The sequence below is a fragment of the Streptomyces aidingensis genome (genome assembly GCF_900112355.1).
Lineage (GTDB): Bacteria > Actinomycetota > Actinomycetes > Streptomycetales > Streptomycetaceae > Streptomyces > Streptomyces aidingensis.
In genome coordinates this window covers 94,050-110,930 of record NZ_FOLM01000005.1, presented here as the reverse complement: position 1 = coordinate 110,930, position 16,881 = coordinate 94,050, and the positions used below count along the sequence as shown (strand labels likewise).

Sequence of the window (16,881 nt, the reverse complement as noted above, 5' to 3'; positions counted from 1 at the left end):
AGACCCGGCCGGACGCGCCGCCGTCCGGAGTTCCGCCTCCCCCGTGCCGCTCTGTGGCTCAGGTGCGGAGCCCGGGCCGCCCGCCGGGCTCTCGGTACGTGCCATGTGCAAAAACCCTCACTGGCTGTCGCGGGTGCCACCCAGGACCTTAGGGGAACCTGGGCGTTCCAGGACAATCGCGGTCCCGGCCTGCTCCGGGACCCGGGGCGTCCTGACCATGCTGCCCATGCGGAACAGGACGACCGGCACGCCACCCGGGGTTCCGCCGCCGTCCGCTCCGTACCCGGGAGCGACCCGCCCGGTACGGCGGTGTGACATCACCCACAGCGCGGTTGCGCGCCCGGCCCACGGTTCCCGTCTCCGGTACGCGGTGCCACCATGGAGTCGTTCCGGGGACGCCGCCAAGGCGCCACGAGACGACGACAGGAGAACTGCGATGACGCAGCAGGATCAGGCTGCCCGGAAATCACCGGAGCAGTCCGTACTCTACGGCGGCAAGGGCAGCCGCCGGGTCACCGTACGTGACATCGCCCGCGCCAAGGAGCGCGGCGAGAAATGGCCGATGCTCACCGCCTACGACGCGCTGACCGCCTCCGTTTTCGACGAGGCCGGCATCCCGGTGCTGCTGGTGGGCGACTCCATGGGAAACGTGGCCCTGGGCTACGACTCCACCGTGCCGGTCACCCTGGACCAGATCACCATGCTCTCGGCGGCCGTGGTGCGCGGCACCCGCCGGGCCATGATCGTCGGCGACCTGCCCTTCGGCTCCTACCAGGAGGGCCCGGTGCAGGCCCTGCGCAGCGCCACCCGGCTGATGAAGGACGCCGGGGTGGGGGCGGTCAAGCTGGAGGGCGGCGAACGCTCCGCCGACCAGATCCGGCTGCTGGTGGACGCCGGCATCCCGGTGATGGCCCATGTCGGCCTGACCCCGCAGTCCGTCAACGCCTTCGGCGGCCATCCCGTCCAGGGCCGCGGCGAGGAGGCCGCACACCAGCTGCTGCGCGACGCCAAGGCCGTCCAGGACGCGGGAGCCTTCGCCGTCGTCCTGGAACTCGTCACCGCCGAACTGGCCGCCGAGGTGACCCGCTCCCTGCACATCCCGACCGTCGGCATCGGCGCCGGCGCCGAGTGCGACGCCCAGGTGCTGGTCTGGACCGACATGGCCGGCATGACCGACTGGCCCGGCGGGCGCAAGCCGCGCTTCATCAAGGAGTACGCCCGGCTGCGCGAGGCCCTCGGCGACGCCGCCCGCGCCTTCGGCGACGACGTGGTCACCGGCGTCTATCCCGCCCCGGAGCACAGCTTCCGCTGACTCCCGGCGCGGGCCCGACCAGGCGGCACCGGCCGGCGCGCGACGCCGTGCTCCCCCTTCACGGCGCCCCGCCGCTGCCGCCTCCGGGCGACCGCTACCCACCACGCGGTCGCCACCAGGGGTGCCCCGGCCCGTTCCCTCCGGCCCGGGGCACCCCGCAGCACCACTGCACCCTGGACTACCCCGCCCACCGAGGGTGTTCATCCCGCCACGGAACGAAGGGTAAGGTGGGCGACAAGTCGCCCAGAGGGCTGTCCGATCACCCGCCGGGGCGTCTGCCGTGCATGAAGGCGGAGGACGGGGCCGGTGCTTCCTCATCAAGTGCAGTATGCGCACAGCAAGTTCAGGCTGATGGTCTCGGACACAGCTCCGGCAGCGAGTTCGAAAAGCTGTTTCACCTCCTGATGGAACTGCGTCACGACGACTACGTCCCGATCCGGACTGCCGGCAGCATCGGCGACCTCGGAGGGGATGGCCTGCGGACGTCGACCCGTGCCCTGTATGCCTGCTACGCACCGGAGACCTTTGATGTGTCGTCGGTGCGCAGCAAGTTCCTCGGCGACGTGGAGAGCGCCGTCGTCCAACGGCCGGAGCAGTTCGACACCTTTGTCTTCGTCCACAACGATCAGCGCGGCGGTGTCCATCCGGTCGTCTCGGGACTCCTCATGGACGCCGGCCGGACCTTCCCGCGCGTGGTTTTCCAGCAGATGGGCCCGCAGAAGCTCTGGCACGAGGCGATGTATCTCGACCGGGTGAGGATGGAGCGGCTGCTCGGTGAGACGATCCCGGTCGAGCGGGTCGTCTACCGCATCGGGCTGGCCGAGATCGAGCCCTTGCTGAGGCATCTGGCCGAGAAGCGCCGGCGCGCCTGTGCCTCGGCCGTCCCGGTCCCACTGCCCACGATCCACAAGGTCGACTTCAATGAACTCTCGGAGCACGCGCGGGAGGTGCTGCAAGCCGGGAGACCGTATGCGCATCTCGTCGAGCAGTACTATCGCAGCCTGCTTGATCCGCAGGAACGGGATGAGACAGCGGCCGGGTTCCGGGCGTACTACGCACGGATGAGGCAGGAGTACGGGGACGACACGGACAAAATTCTCTGGCAGATGCAACGCTATGTGCTGGGGCAGGAGGCTCCCCGGTGGGACCGGGACGAGGCCGCCAAGGCCGTCCTCGCCTACTTCTTCGACGAGTGCGACATCTTCGAAGTCCCCCCGCCGGGGTGGCGGCCGGAGCGACCGGAGCAGGAAGGAGCGGCGCCGGCATGATCACGCCCACCAAGGGAATTGCTCCGGACCGCGCGCTGCTCGCCGTCGGTGCGCAGATCGTGATGCAACTGGACCGTCCGCTCACCGTGAGCCAGGCATGGTCCCGGCTGAAGGAGTGGCGGTCCGAGAACGACCATCCGGCTCCGCTGTCCTTCGGCTGGTTCGTCCTGGCGCTGGACGTCCTGTATGCGCTCGGTCTGGTGGAACTGAAGAACGACCTGCTCACCAGGGGGGCCGCCCATGCTCCGCGGGCTGAGCGCTGACGATGAGCGGTTCAAGACGGTCGGGTTCCGGGCCGGCCTCAACCTTCTCGTGGCCCGGAAGACCACAGCCAGCACGTCCACCGACAGCCGGAACGGTTCCGGCAAGTCGAGCATGATCGAACTGCTCCACTTCCTGCTGGGCGCACGCTTCGACAACAAGCACCTGCTCGCCCACCAGGAACTGCGCAGGACCGTCTTCTCCCTGCGGATGGACTGGCCGGGCCTGGAACAGGAACTGCGGGTCAGCCGGTCCGGCGGTGACGCGAAGTACGTGACCCTGCGCCCCGCGCTCACCGGTCGCGAGGCCCAGCAGGGACTGTTCGGCGAACCGGGAGGCACGGACGGCACGGGCAGCGGGGAGAAGATCCCGCTTGCCGAGTGGCAGACCCTCATCGAACGCGATCTCTTCGGCCTCACCGGTGACCATCCCGGGGTCAGCGGCCGGGCCATGCTCTCCTTTCTGCTGCGCCGCATCGGCAGCCACGGCTTCAATGAGGCGGTGCGCAGCTTCGCCCGTCAGCCGGAGGCGAGCGCGACGGCCAATCTGGCCCATCTGCTCGGGCTGGACTCGGCGCTTGCCGCCCGCTACCAGGAGATCACGGCGAAGAAGGCCACCAGGGACCAGCTCAAGAAGGCCGTGGACGACCCCTTCTGGGGAAAGGTGATCGGCAGGACAGCCGATCTGCGCGGCGAGATCGCCGTGCGGAAGGCCAAAATCACCGAGCTCCAGCAGGAGATCGCCGCCTTCCGGGTTGTTCCCCAGTACGAGCAGCTCAAGGAACGTGCCGATGAGCTCACCCGGCGCATCCAGGAACTCAACACCCAGGATGTGATCGACCGGCGCAATCTCGAACACCTCGAAAAGGCAGTGGCCGAGGCCGTTGATCCCGAAGTGCGCTACCTGCAACAGGCGTACGAAGAACTGGGCCTGACCCTTCCCGACCAGGCCCTGCGCAGATTTGACGAGGTCCGCGCCTTCCATGCAGCGGTGGTGCGGAACCGGCAGAGCTACCTCGGCGCGGAGATCGAGACGGCCCGCCACGGCATCGCGGCCCGACGAGCCGAGCGGGCACGGCTCGACACGGAACTCAGCGCCGTACTCAAGGAGCTGAGCGAAGGCGGCGCACTCGACCGACTCACGGCACTGCAGAAGCTTCTCGCTCAGGAGGAATCCAAGCTGGGAGCGCTCCAGCACCGGCTGGACGTCGCCCAGGCCGTGGAGGCGAGCAGCCGGGAGATCGAGGCCACACGGATCACTCTGATCAGGGAACTGGACACGGACCTGCGGGAGCGGCAGCACCAGATCAGCCAGGCGACGGTGCTCTTCCACGAACTCGCCAGCAGGCTGTACGGCAGCGACCGTCCGGCGTATCTCTCGGTGGAGGCGGGCCGGAACAGCCTGAAGATCACTCCGAAGATCAGCAGCGATGTCAGCCACGGTATCAACAAGATGGCGATCTTCTGTTTCGACCTGGCCACGTCTGTGATCGCCCACCGCGGTGGCCGGGGCCCGGATTTCCTGGTGCACGACAGCCACATCTTCGATGGTGTGGACGACCGCCAGCTCACCCGGGCCCTGGAGGTGGCAGTGGACATCACCCGGGCCGAGCACATCCAGTACATCGTGACCATCAACGAGGACGACCTGGCGAAGGCCCGCCACCTGGGCTTCGGCGCCGAGCCCTATGTGATCGACCCGGTACTCACCGACGCCTACGATGAAGGCGGCCTCTTCGGCTTCCGCTTCGAGGCGTGACCGCCGGCCACGCCGGTCAGCCCGCCGCGCGGGCCCGGGAGCGGGCGCGGCGGCCGTAGTACCACGCCAGATTCGACGACACCCCCGCCAGCAGCACCCATACGATGCCGAGCCAGTTCCCCTGCACGAACGACACCACCGCCGCCGCGACGGCAAGCACACAGACGACCAGGGCATACACGGCAAACCGCCGGTCGGCGGCCGGACTGAACTGTGACATGGGCTGACTTCCGTACTTCTGTGCTCCCGGACGGTCTGACCCGCCCATTCTCCCCCAGCCACCGATGCTCCCGGATACCGGGCGCCAGAAGCCAGCCAGCACTTTGCTGGCTGAGCGACTACCCTTGTCGCATGGCTACTCTCTACGTCCGCGACCTGTCCGACGACGCACTCGCCGAGCTGAAAATAAGGGCCGCACGGGAACGGCAGTCCCTCCAGGCGTACGCGCGGGCACTGCTGGAGCAGGAGGCCGCCACTCCGACCATGGCGGACGTCGTCGCCCGCATCAGGGACCGGGTGACGGCACGGCTGTCCACCCAGGAGGTGCTGGCCGACATCGAGGCCGAACGGGAGCGTTCGTGATCGTGGTGGACGCGGGAGCCGTCGCGCACCTCGTTGCCGACGCCGGCCCGGTGGGGGAAGCCGTGCGCAAACGTGTCGAAGCAGAACGCCTGGCCGCGCCGCACCTGCTGGACGTCGAGGTCGCCTCCGCACTGCGCGGGCGCCACCGCGGCGGAAAGCTGTCCGATGTACAGCTCGATATGGCATGGGACTCCTTCGCGCTCCTGCCCATCCGCAGAATGGAGCACATGCCCGTCATGCCGCGCGTGCGCGAACTCTGGAACAACCTCTCCCCGTACGACGCGACGTACGTGGCCCTCGCCGAAGGCCTCGGCGTCCCGCTGATCACCAGCGACGCCAGAATCGAACGCGCCGGCCGCGCCCGGTGCCCTGTCGAAGTCTTCACAGACCACAGGGGCTGACGCCCGAGCGCGGCCCGTCACACGGCCGGCCATCCGGAAACCAGGGACGCACACAAGCAGTCCGCATGGGAGCCCCGGAGCCAGGTCGAGATCCGGCGGCGCGCCCTCAGCCGGCGATCACGGTGGCCAGCAGCCGCCCGTCCGGAAAGCCGTACAGGGCTGCCTGACTCCCCGAGGGCGGGCCGAAGGTGAAGGCCGGGACCCCGGTGCAGCTCATCGACCCGGTCCCGGACACCTGCTCCGCCGGGCCGAAGAACAGGCTGCCATCACCAACCACCGCGATCAGCACGTGCGCCCAGGTGCAGGTGCCCGCATACGACCGGACTTCCCAGTACAGGACGGTGTCGCCGGCCTCGCCATCGTTGACCGTCAGCCAGTTGTCCTGGCCATAGGCGTCCTGATACCACCAGTTGTACTGGAACTCCCAGGGCACTCCCGAGTCATCGGCCCGCGTCAGTGCCGCGCCGGCGTCCGGCCAGTCGAGCGTGAGCGAGCCGTCGGAGTGCGTCTTGAGCGTCTGGGTTCCGGGATAGACGCAACTGTCCGCCGGGATGTCGTAGATGCGGTCCAGGCTTACGGTCGCCCGGTCATCGTCCACGGACTCCAGATAGATGGTCGCGTGGCACATCGCCGTGGGATAGACGGCCCAGTAGTCCCCGATGGCGTCTCCCACCGACCCGGTGTACACCTCCATGCGGTAGACGATGTCGTTGCGCACCGTACTGCCGCCGACCCACGTTCCCCCGAAGGAGCCGGGCAGCACGGAGGGTTCCGGCTCCGGCTCCGGCTCCGGTTCCGGTTCCGGTTCCGGTTCCGGTTCCGGAGTGGGCGTGGGCTCCGTTTCCTCGGGATCGGTCTCCTCCGGCTCCGGCTCGGACTCCTCCGGAGTCGGGGTGGGAGTCGGTGTCGGCGTGCTGTCGGTGCCGGTGTCGGTCCGGCTGCTGCTCCGGTCGGTCCGGCCGCCACCCTCCGAGCCGTCCCCGGCCAGCGCGATCACCGTACCGGCGGTCAGTACGACGAGCACCGTGGCGGCGGACGCCAGCAGCAGGGGCGCCCGCCTGCGCCGCCGCTCCGGCGCGGGCGCGGACGCGGGCACATACGGCGGCGGGGTGGGCACCGCCGCGTCCGGTGGGCCCGGCGGCGGAACCGGGGCCCGGACCGGCTCCGTCGGAGCCGTGGGCGGAGGGGTGACCGGCCTGGTGTGGCCCGGACCGGAACCCGCGGGCGGCGGCTGCTCCACCTCCGGGGCCTCGGAGTCCAGCAGATCCACCGCGTGCCGGCCCAGCGCGGCCACCAGCACCGCCGGAAGCCACGGCCCGGCCTGCGCGTCGGCGCTGTCCCAGGGCGCTGACGCGGCGGTGCGTTCCAGCAGGTCGAGCAGGTCGGGACGGCCGGCCGGGTCGGGCGTCAGGCAGTCCTCGACCAGCCCGCGCACCGGCTCCGGCACTCCGTCCAGATCCTTCTGGTCCTGCACGATGCGCAGCAGCAGCGCGTGCAGCCCACTGTCCAGCTCACCGAAGGGGGTGCGGCCGGTGGCGGCAAAAGTGAGCACCGATCCCAGCGCGAAGATGTCCGACGCCGGGGTGAGCGACTCGGCCCGGCACTGTTCCGGGGACATGAACCCTGGCGTGCCGATCACCCCGCCAGTGGTGGTCAGACCGGTGGTGGTGCCCTCGGCGGCCCGGGAGATACCGAAGTCGATGACCCGCGGTCCGTCTAGAGTGATCAGCACATTGGACGGCTTGAGGTCGCGGTGGATCAGTCCGGCGGCGTGGATGTCGCGCAGCGCCCGGGCGAGTCCGTTGGCCAGCGCCAGCAGGGTGACCGCGGGCAGCGGGCCACTTTCACCGGTCACCACCTCGTGCAGGGACGGGCCGGGGATGTAACCGGTGACGATCCAGGGAATCGAGGCCTCGGTATCGGCGTCCAGCACGGGGGCGGTCCACCGGCTCTCGACCCGCCGGGCGGCGGCCACCTCGCGCCGGAAGCGGCGCCGGAACTCCGGTACCCGGGCCAGCTCGGGCTGTACGAACTTGACAGCCACCATGCGCCCCCGGTCCGAGCGCGCCAGAAACACCTCCCCCATGCCGCCCGCCCCCAGCCGCCCGAGCAGCCGGTATTGCCCCACCGTGCGCGGATCGTCCGGACCCAGCGGTTCCATCTCCCCCGCCCTCCCCTGTATTCATCCTGTGCGTGTCACACGCCGACCACACCGGCCCGCCGGTCTCAGCACCCTGGATGGGCACAACTGCTCCACACCCATAGGGGATTGGTGAGGCCCAGGCCATCTTCGTCCGCCGAGCGGATCCGGGGAGCTGGTACGCAGCCCTTGTGACGCATTCGTTTCAAAGGCACGCCGGGCCACCGGACCGGGTGGAGACGGGACGGTCGGGATCAGTGACCGCACGGGCGCTCCCACGCGGCCCGGAGCAGCACGCCGGATTCGACGACACCGCCGCCGGCAGCACCTGCACGATGCCGAGCCAGTTCGCCTGCGCGAGGTACACCACGCGGCGGCCACGGGGAGCGCGCAGACAATCAGGGCAAGAGCGGCCCGCGTCGGCGTCACCGGTGCGCCGACACCAACGGAGCGGCCAGGGGAGAGACCCGACTCCGAAGTCAGCGGCCAGCGACGGCCATCCCCCACGAACTCCCGCCAGGCATCGGCCGGCACGGCCAGGACGGCCCCTGCGGGCCGCTTGCTGTCCCGGACCGGCACCACCCCGGCGATGCCGTCGGCCACCTCAACGCAATTGCCGCCATCAAGGTTGCTGGTGTTAACCTCCAATCTCTACCGCGCCATGGACGCCGCGCGGATCGCCTTTGCAGGCACCACAGTGCCGATCCACCAGGATCACCACCTGCGTGAAAGCGACTATGGGCACCTCAACAATTGCGGCAAACGTTCCCGGTCAGAGCACTAGAAGTCCTGAAGATTCCCGACTGATTTCACCCCAATACAAGCGACGACCGAACGGGTTTCTGGATCCAGGAAAAGCTGGAAGTAGTATCCACTTCCACGCCGATCATCGATGAAACCCATCGCAAGCCCAGCGCCACTATAGGCGCGAAGCGCATCGAGTGCTTCGCCGAAACCAAGCGAAGGTTGTCCAGAACGCCGGGTTCCGCGCTCGCGCCTCTCGTAGATCGAGATGAGACGCTTAGTCTCGACCGCTTCAGGCCAGATGTCGTAGTCAGCACCCTCGACGAGGGCAGTTCGCGAGAGAACCCGCACCTCGTCAGCCCCGGCGAGGAGTTGCGCAAGGCGACTTCTTTCCATGGAACTCTCCAACGAATCTGAAAAAACCTGACCCTCGGGCAGGAATCCGATGTTGAACTAACCACCACTGCCGGCCTGAACCACGGTCTTCTATCGGTGCTAATCTCCGCGCCCTCAATCACTCCAAACAGCGCATGCTCCGACTCTTCATAGATTTCGTAATCAGTTCCGTGAATTCGAACATCTTTCCCAGCCGGCGACAGCAGCCCACGTACTCGCGCAGCGCGAGGTCGACGGTGCCCTTCGTCGTCGCGCCGCTGGACCGAGCGTGCGGTGCCGAGTCTGGAAACCTGAGGCAGCAGACCGGATATGTCAATCGTTATGGCCACAATCGACCCATAAGGTCTCTGTGCCGCCCTCCTGATGTCCTTCTCCGCTGAAGCCATGGCACAGCGGGCCGAGGGCGGACCCGGGCTGTGGATGCTCGAGCAATTCGCCCCGCTGTGCGGGCTACACACATCGGGAGCCGATTGCACGGCGGTGCCGCCGCAACTGCTGCGTGTGCGTGAGGAAGCGGAGAGCGGAGCTGGACACGTCGACGCCCGACGGGTGGACAAGCACGTGAAGCCTCTGGTGGAGACGGTTCTCTTGGTCGAAAACCCATCTACCAGGGGCTTCACCACGTTGTCAGCCCAACTACCGAACCCCCGTGGCAGGTTGGAAAGGGCTCACTGCCTGGCATTCACTTACAGACCCGAAGAAGTGAAGTGAATTACGGAATCCCGAGAACGTTCGATACTGCTTCGTGCACCTGAGTCGCAATGCGAGTTAGCTGCTTGAGCTCATCCTCGCTCTTGGCGGCTCGCTCCAGTTGCCACTCAATGAACATGGGGGCGAACCAGATGAGTTGTACGAGTCTCGCTTCCACAGTCTCACCGATCGGGGGAATCCGAGAAAGTAGCGCTACGTACGCTTCGCCAGCATCGAGATCAAATTCCCCAGACCGAAGCTTTCCGAGAAATCCAGACTCGTCATCCCATGCTTCGTCTAGAAGTTCCAGCAGGTCATCCATGTTCACCCTCCAGGCCAGTGTCCGACGATTGCTTCCGCCGGGACATTCTGCCAGACCAAGACTTCTGAGTCTTTCCTGGCGTAGGCGTTATGCCTCCTGCTCGACAGGAACGGACCAGAAGAGATATCCACGTAGCTATACGGAATGCGCCTCAGGTCGATCGCAACCACCCCATGACCTTGGTTGTACTTATCGAATGCAATGCCGGGGTTCTTGGTTGTCGAGATCCATGGCGTCAGCTTCTTTCCGGCAACATGCGACAGAGGACTGACCCCTGCATTGCCGGGAGCCCTAGCCGTCAATCCCATTGCAGGGTCATCATTCTCAGCCAGCGCACGGTAGACGATATTTCCGTCGGGATCCGGTCCATCGGGCCTGCTACCGCAGTTGTGAACCAGGACCGGAGTCCTACTCGCCAGCACATAGTACGTGTGGATGCCGGTGATGGTGAGGTCGTGGGTGCGGTGGCGTTGGGTGAAGTAGTGGGTGGACTTGAGGGTGACGGTGTCGCCGTCGGGGGTGCGGAGGGTCATGCCGGGGGTGAGGTTCCCGGCTTCGATCCACTGCTGTTCGGAGACGACCCAGAAGGGGTGGGTGGTGGTGGAGATCAGGGCGGCGGTGCCGGCTGAGGCGTCGTCGGTGGTGAGGGTGAGGTTGACGAAGTGCTTGTCGTCCTCGGTGACGATGGTGCCGGCGACCTCGCGGGTGGTGGTCTCGCCCGTCTCGGGGTCGGTGACGACGACTTCGTCGCCCAGTTCGACGTCCTCGATCGGGACCATGCTGCCGTCGGCCAGCAGGACGGCTGTGCCCGGTAGGAAGCTGTGGCAGCCGTCTTTGTCCAGGTCACGTTTGCTCTTGGCGTTGCGGACCTTGGCGCGGGCGGCGGCCAGGGCGTCCTCGGCCAGGCCGAGGGCGTCGGTGTACTTGCCGATGTTGTCCCAGGAGGTCCAGAGCTTGTCGACCAGGCCGTAGACGCGCTTGGCCAGTTGGTAGGCCTTGTTCCACTGCCAGGGGGCGCCGTACTTGGCCAGCAGCTTCCCGGCCAGGCCGCCCAGGAAGGTGCCCGCGATGTTCAGGGCGGTCTCACCGCAGGCCGCCAGGTCGCCGGTGGAGAAGCAGTCCAGGGCGGCGGTGATGCCCAGTTCCTCCATGGCGATGTCGATGAGCTCGTCGACGGCGTCGGAGACACCTTGTTTGGCGGTGGCGAGGTTGGTCTCTGCCAGCTGGACCTGTTCCTCGGCGGAGTCCTCCTTCACCTCGGCGTCCGCGACCCCCGGGTCGTAGGTGCTGTAGCCGCCGTTGTCCTTGACGCACTGGGCGGTGATGCAGCCGCCCCAGGGGAGCAGACCGGTGGGATCGGAGAGGGTGACCGGGGAGTTGTTGGCGTAGCCGTAGCCGTTCATCTGCTGCGGGGAGGCGTAGTCGATGAGCGGGTCTACGGAGAGGAACTTGCCCAGGTCGGGGTCGTATTCGCGGGCCCCGAGGTGGGTGAGGCCGGTGGAGGGGTCGAGGGTGCCGCCGACGAAGCCCTTCTCGCCCGGCCAGGTGCCGGTCGGGGTGCCGCGCTCCCCGCCGTACGGGGTGAAGCGGCGCTGCACGGTCTGCCCGGTTGCCGGGTCGATGGCGAGCTGGGCGGTGCCCTGGTGGTCGGAGGCGAGGAAGCGGACGCCGTCGGCGGCCGTGCGCAGGGCGACGGTGGAGCCGCCGAAGGAGTAGTAGCGGCTGCCCTCCACCGAGGTGGAGCCGGTCTCCTGGCGCAGCTCCATGCCCGGCAGGTACAGGGTGGTGCCGGTGGCGTCGCGGCGCAGCACCCGGGTGCCGGCGGCGTCGTAGAGGTAGCTGGTTTCCGTGCCGTCGGCCTCGGTGGCCCTGGTCAGCCTGCCGGTCGCGTCCCAGTCCAGGGTCTGGGTGTCGCCGCCGATGGTGCGGGCGGTGGTGTTGCCCGCGTCGTCGTAGGCGTAGCTGTACTGCCGGTCTCCGGTGGGGGTGTTCTCGGTGACGGTGGTGACGGCGTGCGGGCCGGCGCCGTTCTCGCCGTAGGTGTAGGTGCGGGTGATGTCGTCGGCGGCGTTCAGGCCGGTGTCGTGGCGGATCTCCTGGGTGCGGTTGCCGATGGCGTCCACGGTCCAGGAGGTCCAGTACGGGCTGGGGCCGCCGAGCGGGCCGGTGCCCGGGGCCGCGTCGCAGGCGGACGGCAGGGCGCCGCCGAGGGTGGCGCCGACGGTGCCGGAGCCGGCAGCCGTGTTGGCGGTGGCGGCCGGGGTCCACGCCTCGGCGAGCCGCTGCCGGCTGTCGTAGGCGAAGCACTGGAGGTCGGGCGAGGCGCCGGAACCGCCGGGGAGGTCGGAGATGGCCAGGATGTTGCCGGCCTGGTCGTAGCTGTAGTGGCTGGCCCCGGCCGGGCCGGTGATGTTCTCGATGTCGACGACGGAGCGGGTCAGCCGCTCGGTGCCGTGCTCGTGGAAGAAGGTCTGCCAGGTGGTCCTGCCGCTGCCGGTGGACATCTCCAGCTGCTGGAGCTGCCCGGTGGGCGAGTAGAGGGTGTCGGTGATGTACGAGGTGGAGCCGGTCATGGAGACCGGGCGCTGGAGCTCGTCGTAGCCGTACACCAGGGATTCGGCGGGCAGCCCGCCGGCGGCCGGCAGGCCGTGGCCCTGCACCGTGCCATCGCGGTTGTAGGTGGTGGTGAAGGTGTAGATGCCGGCCAGCGCGCCCTCGGAGGAGGGGATGGAGTAGGCGGTCTTCAGCGGGCGGTAGAGGGAGTCCATCGACTGCACGACGGTGGCGATGTACTGCCCGCCGCCGGTGAAGCGCAGCGTTGCCCAGGCGTGGCCGAGCCAGCCGGTGCGGTCGTAGCGGGTCTCGGTGAGCTTGGTGCCGGTGAGCGGCGCGCCCTCCCAGGTGGAGACCGGGCGGCCCAGCTCGTCGTAGACGGTGGACAGGGTTTCGCCGCGCGCGTCGGTGGTGAACACCGGGCGGTCCATGGCGTCGTAGACGGTGGTGCTGACGCCGGCGTCCGGGTCGGTGGTCCTGACCTTGCGTCCGAGCTGGTCGTACTCGTGCCGCCAGACGTTGCCGTCGGCGTCGGTGACGGTCTCCGGCTGCCCGGCCGGAGTGTAGGTGTAGTGGGTGCTGTCGTAGCCGGAGCCGCGGTGGTGGCGCAGCTCGGTCACCCGGCCCCGGGCGTCGGTGAAGGATGTGGTGGCGGTGCCGCCCTGCGGCGGGGTGACGTGGGTGCGGTCACCGTCGTAGGCGGTGCTGGTGCGCCACTGCTCCTCGCCGGAGACCTGGAAGATCTCGTCGGTGACGCGGCCGAGGCCGTCGTGGACGAACGCGGTCTGGGCGCCGACGTCGCCGCTGTTGACCAGCAGCAGTTCGCCGCCGGGCGGGCCCTGGGCGTTGTAGGTGGCGTTGACGAGCTTGCGGCGTCCGCTGCCGTCGTAGAAGACGTCGGCGACCATCCGGGTGCCGTCCGGGCCCTCGGACTGGGCCTGCCGGGGGCGCAGCATCGCGTCGTACAGCGAGTATTCGACGCCGTAGGAGCCGTCGTTCTCGATCCGCTCGGTCTTGACGACGGTCGGCTTGTTCTGCCGGATGTCGTAGCTGTACTTGATGCTGGGGGTCTGCGTGGTGGCGCGGTCGGGGAGCCAGACGGAGGTGAGGCGGCCGAGCGCGTCGTAGGCGAGGTCGGTGCGCTTGCCGTTGGGGTCGGTCTGGCCGAGGGCGGCGCCCCAGGCGGGGGCGTAGTCGGTGGTGGTGACGTGCCCGAGGTCGTTGGTGGAGGTGGTGCGGGTGGTCAGGCCGTGGGTCTGGGTGTAGGTGCGGGTGGTGGTGGCTCCGGAGGCGTCGGTCTGGGTGAGCGGGCGCCCGAATCCGTCGTAGGTGGTGGTGCCGGTGGTCTGGTATGTCGGCGTGGTGCCGTCGTGGTCGCTGAGCCGCTGGGTGGTGGTGGGGTTGCCCGCGGTGGGGGCGTCGAGGTATCCGCCGCCGTCGTAGAAGGTGCGCTCGTCGGCGATGACGTCGGTGGCGCGGTCGGGGGTGGCGGAGCAGTCGACGGAGACGGCCTCGCTGCGGCGGGGCAGCTCGAAGATGTGGCGTGCCGGGTTGTCGGCATACCACAGGCGGGTGCACTGCTCGTCGCCGCTGACGGCGAGGTCGCCGAGGTCCTCGGAGCGGATCAGCCGGGCGGTGGGGGTGGCGGTGTCGTAGGTCTGGCTGCTTTTGGTGATGCGCCAGCTTCCGTCCGCGAGGCGGGTGTGGCCGCGCTGCTCGCGGGGTTTGGTGGTGGTCGCGCGGTAGGTCCGCCACTCCTCGGTGCGGGTGGCGGTGGTGTGCTTCCACGGTGTGGTGAGGGACTTGGCGCTGACCTGTCCGTCGACCCAGGTGCGGGCCTCGATCTCGAAGCCGGTGTATTCGACGTGGTCGGTGTGGGTGGTGCCGGTGGAGTCGGTGACGGTGTGGCTGCGGGTGCCGCCGCCGGGCAGGGCGTCGCCGTGCAGGCCCTGGAGGTAGGTGTAGTCGACGCGGGTGTCGGTGACCTCGCCGTTGCCGCTGGTGACGGTGGTCCTGCCGTAGCCCTGCCACTGGCCCCAGGTCAGGAACTCCTCGTCGGTGATCCCGTCCGGCTCGGTGCGCCGCCAGCCGGCGTCGCCCTGGTAGTCGTAGCGGGTGACCATGTCGTCGCCGCCGCCGGTGCGGTCGGTCTGGATGATCTCCTGGACGACGTATTTGTGGAACCAGTCGGTGGTGGGGTCGATGCTGCCGGGCGGGGTCCAGACGACGGGGTAGCAGCGCTTGGTGGAGGCGCCGGGCTGCGGCAGGGCGTCGGCGGTGCATTCGGTGGGGGCGTAGGTGATGTCGAGCTGGGCGCCGGTCTCGCTGAGGACGGTGGCCAGGCGGTAGCGGTGGAAGGCGTCGATGTTGTCGTCCGGGCTGTCCACCCGGTTGACCAGGTGGATGCCCTGGAGCTGGACGGAGGGCAGGCCGAGAGTGCCGCCGGCCCGGCCCTCGTGGTCGATCTCGGACAGCCACAGGGTCTTGGTGTCGTCCCCGTTGTCGGTGAAGAGGTGGGTGAAGGTCCACTTGTCGACATCGGCGTAGTCGGCGGTGCCGCTGCGCATCTGGGTGGTGATGCCGGTCAGCCGCTTGCGGGTCCAGAAGGTCTGGGCGGTCTGGCTGATGTCGCAGGGCCCGCCCGCCGCGCAGTAGCGGTCGAAGGGCACGTCGGGCCAGTGGTCGGCGTTGGCCTCGGTGAACTTGGCCGGGGCGCAGTCGAATGCCGCGTCCGGCAGGCAGCGCTCGGCGGTGTGGAAGACGACCCGGGCGGGGGCCTTGGTGTCGTAGACCGAGCCGTGCCGCAGGCCGTGGTCGATGCGCTTGAGGTAGCCGCCGCGGTGGTAGGCGGCGCCGTCGGCGGAGGTGTCGCCGTGCTGGGCGTAGTGGTTGGTCTCGGCGGCGTAGTAGTACGCCATGGCGTTGCCGCGCGGGTCCTTGACGTAGTCCAGGTTCCAGCGCCACGCCTGCTTGCAGTGGGCGTTGCCGAAGGTGGTGCTGTAGCAGGGCTCGCCGGGGTCGTCGCCGTGGACGGGGGCGGTCCAGGTGGCGGCGGTCTGCTCGTCGCCGCTGGTCCAGCCGGGGAGGCGGCCGAGGCCGAAGTAGTACTCGGTGCCGTCGGCGGTGGTGATCTTCCAGTGCTCGCCGTTGTTGTCGCCGTTGACGGTGCCGGTGAGGTGCTCGACGCGGGCGCCGTTGTCGGAGGAGAGATGCCACTTTCCGGTGGTGTCGTCCCGGATGAGTTCGCCGCCGGCGCCGGCCAGCATCACGGTGGCGTTGTCGAACGCCCAGCACTGCTCGGCCGAGTTCTCGTGCCCGTCGTCGGCGCACGGCTTGTAGCGGCGCTCGATGTAGCCGGGCTCGTAGGAGAAGCCCTCCCCTATCCAGGAGCCCTGGTTGTTGGTGGCGGAGGTGCGGCCGTCGGTGGCCTGGGAGGAGTAGCTCAGGCCCACGCTGGGGGTGAGACCGCCGGGGGTCGGCACCGTGCGCAGCGGATAGCTCCAGGAGAAGCCGCCGGAGGAACCGCCCGCCGTCCAGCTTGCCGAGGGGGCGAGGCTGGTGGCGGTGAAGTCGCCCTGGGCGGAGGAGTCCGAGGCCATCAGGGCGTAGACGGTGCCGCCCGAGGTGGCGGCGGGGGCGTCGTCGTCGGTGACGGCGGCGGCATCGGCGTCGGCGTCGGCGGTGACGGTCCGGGTGCGCTTCCCGCCGTCGTCGCCCGCGGCGGTGACGGTGGCGGTGACGGTGCGGGAGCCCGGGTCGTTGACGGAGTCCAGCTCGGCGACCTCGGCCGCGCAGCCCTCGGTGCCGGGCGCGGCGGTCAGCGCACAGGCGGGCAGTTCCACCAGACGGAGCCGGGAACCGTAGGAGCCGCCGTACGCCTCGGCGAAGGCGCTGTAGTCCACGGCCAGTTCGACGGGGGCGTCGGCGCGGGAGCCGTCGGCCCGGTCGACGGCCAGCAGGGCGGCGCTGCCCCAGGCCCGGGCGGCCTGCTCGCCGGGGGTGGTGACGCGCACCCGGGCCGGGCCGCTGCCGGCCCGGCGGGCCGCGGCGATGGGCGCACCGGGCAGGGGCGCGACGGCCACCGGAAGATCACCGGCGGTCTCGGCGCCCGGCAGGCGCGGGGCGAGAGGCGCGAGCAGCGGGTCGGACGAGCGGGGGGCGAGCGCCAGCTCGACGCTGCCCGCCTCCGGCCACGCGGACGGCGCGAGCCGGGTGACGGCGGCCTCGGCGGCCGGGTCCTTGCCGGCACCGGGCGCGGCCCCGGCCTCCTCGCCGCGCACCGGATCGCCGCTGTGCTGGACTTCGGGACGCCCGCCCTCGTCGGCCCGGGCGGGCAGGATTGCCACGGTTCCCGAGGCCAGTGTCAGCAGGACGCCGAGCACCGTGCTCCGGGCGGCATACCGGGGCATGCGGGACAGCAGAAGACGACCACCAAAGGCCATGGAGACTCCACG

13 protein-coding genes and 1 pseudogene are annotated in these 16,881 nt (G+C 69.3%); 7 read left to right on the top strand and 7 right to left on the bottom strand.

Annotated elements, in window-relative coordinates:
• Positions 1-436 precede the first annotated feature (436 nt).
• From panB to BM242_RS11565, 4 genes are all read left to right on the top strand, one after another.
• Positions 437-1,312: a 3-methyl-2-oxobutanoate hydroxymethyltransferase gene (gene panB, locus BM242_RS11580; protein WP_093838680.1), complete on the top strand. Its 876-nt coding sequence runs from the start codon at positions 437-439 to the stop codon at positions 1,310-1,312.
• A gap of 227 nt (positions 1,313-1,539) precedes the next feature.
• On the top strand, positions 1,540-2,580 hold the full coding sequence (locus BM242_RS11575) for an ABC-three component system protein (protein ID WP_139238321.1): 1,041 nt from the start codon (positions 1,540-1,542) through the stop codon (positions 2,578-2,580).
• Positions 2,577-2,843 (top strand): ABC-three component system middle component 6, encoded by a 267-nt coding sequence (locus BM242_RS11570; RefSeq protein ID WP_093838678.1) that lies wholly within the window; start codon positions 2,577-2,579, stop codon positions 2,841-2,843. The genes BM242_RS11575 and BM242_RS11570 overlap by 4 nt, the downstream gene beginning before the upstream one ends.
• On the top strand, positions 2,821-4,599 hold the full coding sequence (locus tag BM242_RS11565; protein WP_093838677.1) for an ABC-three component system protein: 1,779 nt from the start codon (positions 2,821-2,823) through the stop codon (positions 4,597-4,599). Before BM242_RS11570 ends, BM242_RS11565 begins: the two co-directional genes overlap by 23 nt.
• Positions 4,600-4,615: 16 nt before the next feature.
• On the opposite strand, the gene BM242_RS11560 is transcribed toward BM242_RS11565, so the two are convergent.
• Positions 4,616-4,819, bottom strand: coding sequence for a hypothetical protein (locus BM242_RS11560; RefSeq protein ID WP_093838676.1), 204 nt, complete (start codon positions 4,817-4,819; stop codon positions 4,616-4,618).
• 131 nt (positions 4,820-4,950) lie between these two features.
• Between BM242_RS11560 and BM242_RS11555 the strand changes: the two genes are divergently transcribed.
• Both BM242_RS11555 and BM242_RS11550 read left to right on the top strand, forming a co-directional pair.
• On the top strand, positions 4,951-5,181 hold the full coding sequence (locus BM242_RS11555; RefSeq protein WP_093838675.1) for a FitA-like ribbon-helix-helix domain-containing protein: 231 nt from the start codon (positions 4,951-4,953) through the stop codon (positions 5,179-5,181).
• The gene (locus tag BM242_RS11550; RefSeq protein WP_093838674.1) at positions 5,178-5,582 is read left to right on the top strand and encodes a type II toxin-antitoxin system VapC family toxin; all 405 of its coding nucleotides are present in this window, start codon (positions 5,178-5,180) and stop codon (positions 5,580-5,582) included. Before BM242_RS11555 ends, BM242_RS11550 begins: the two co-directional genes overlap by 4 nt.
• A gap of 106 nt (positions 5,583-5,688) precedes the next feature.
• Here BM242_RS11550 and BM242_RS28505 read toward each other — a convergent pair whose 3' ends face one another.
• Both BM242_RS28505 and BM242_RS31155 read right to left on the bottom strand, forming a co-directional pair.
• Entirely contained in the window at positions 5,689-7,743 is a 2,055-nt protein-coding gene (locus BM242_RS28505; protein WP_107365117.1) for a serine/threonine-protein kinase, read from the bottom strand.
• Positions 7,744-7,764: 21 nt separating this feature from the next.
• Positions 7,765-8,370 (bottom strand): DUF397 domain-containing protein, encoded by a 606-nt coding sequence (locus tag BM242_RS31155; protein ID WP_093838673.1) that lies wholly within the window; start codon positions 8,368-8,370, stop codon positions 7,765-7,767.
• Here BM242_RS31155 and BM242_RS31150 point away from each other — a divergent pair.
• Entirely contained in the window at positions 8,312-8,506 is a 195-nt protein-coding gene (locus BM242_RS31150) for a histidine phosphatase family protein (protein ID WP_175541368.1), read from the top strand. The two genes, BM242_RS31155 and BM242_RS31150, sit on opposite strands and share 59 nt — an antisense overlap.
• Here the strand turns inward: BM242_RS31150 and BM242_RS28900 are convergent.
• From BM242_RS28900 to BM242_RS30795, 4 genes and pseudogenes are all read right to left on the bottom strand, one after another.
• Positions 8,503-8,862: a hypothetical protein gene (locus BM242_RS28900; protein ID WP_139238320.1), complete on the bottom strand. Its 360-nt coding sequence runs from the start codon at positions 8,860-8,862 to the stop codon at positions 8,503-8,505. The two genes, BM242_RS31150 and BM242_RS28900, sit on opposite strands and share 4 nt — an antisense overlap.
• A gap of 459 nt (positions 8,863-9,321) precedes the next feature.
• Positions 9,322-9,423, bottom strand: a pseudogene (locus BM242_RS30140) (IS5/IS1182 family transposase); the annotation flags it as partial.
• 151 nt (positions 9,424-9,574) lie between these two features.
• The gene (locus BM242_RS11535; protein WP_093761213.1) at positions 9,575-9,874 is read right to left on the bottom strand and encodes a hypothetical protein; all 300 of its coding nucleotides are present in this window, start codon (positions 9,872-9,874) and stop codon (positions 9,575-9,577) included.
• Between the two features lie 2 nt (positions 9,875-9,876).
• Positions 9,877-16,836, bottom strand: a complete 6,960-nt coding sequence (locus BM242_RS30795; RefSeq protein ID WP_093838672.1) for an RHS repeat-associated core domain-containing protein — start codon at positions 16,834-16,836, stop codon at positions 9,877-9,879.
• Between the last annotated feature and the right edge of the window lie 45 nt (positions 16,837-16,881).

Coding starts and splice junctions, on each gene's coding strand:
- panB (WP_093838680.1), top strand. CDS start 437: ATGACGCAGCAGGATCAGGCTGCCCGGAAATCACCGGAGCAGTCCGTA.
- BM242_RS11570 (WP_093838678.1), top strand. CDS start 2,577: ATGATCACGCCCACCAAGGGAATTGCTCCGGACCGCGCGCTGCTCGCC.
- BM242_RS11565 (WP_093838677.1), top strand. CDS start 2,821: ATGCTCCGCGGGCTGAGCGCTGACGATGAGCGGTTCAAGACGGTCGGG.
- BM242_RS11560 (WP_093838676.1), bottom strand. CDS start 4,819: ATGTCACAGTTCAGTCCGGCCGCCGACCGGCGGTTTGCCGTGTATGCC.
- BM242_RS11555 (WP_093838675.1), top strand. CDS start 4,951: ATGGCTACTCTCTACGTCCGCGACCTGTCCGACGACGCACTCGCCGAG.
- BM242_RS28505 (WP_107365117.1), bottom strand. CDS start 7,743: ATGGAACCGCTGGGTCCGGACGATCCGCGCACGGTGGGGCAATACCGG.
- BM242_RS31150 (WP_175541368.1), top strand. CDS start 8,312: ATGCCGTCGGCCACCTCAACGCAATTGCCGCCATCAAGGTTGCTGGTG.
- BM242_RS28900 (WP_139238320.1), bottom strand. CDS start 8,862: ATGGAAAGAAGTCGCCTTGCGCAACTCCTCGCCGGGGCTGACGAGGTG.
- BM242_RS11535 (WP_093761213.1), bottom strand. CDS start 9,874: ATGGATGACCTGCTGGAACTTCTAGACGAAGCATGGGATGACGAGTCT.
- BM242_RS30795 (WP_093838672.1), bottom strand. CDS start 16,836: ATGCCCCGGTATGCCGCCCGGAGCACGGTGCTCGGCGTCCTGCTGACA.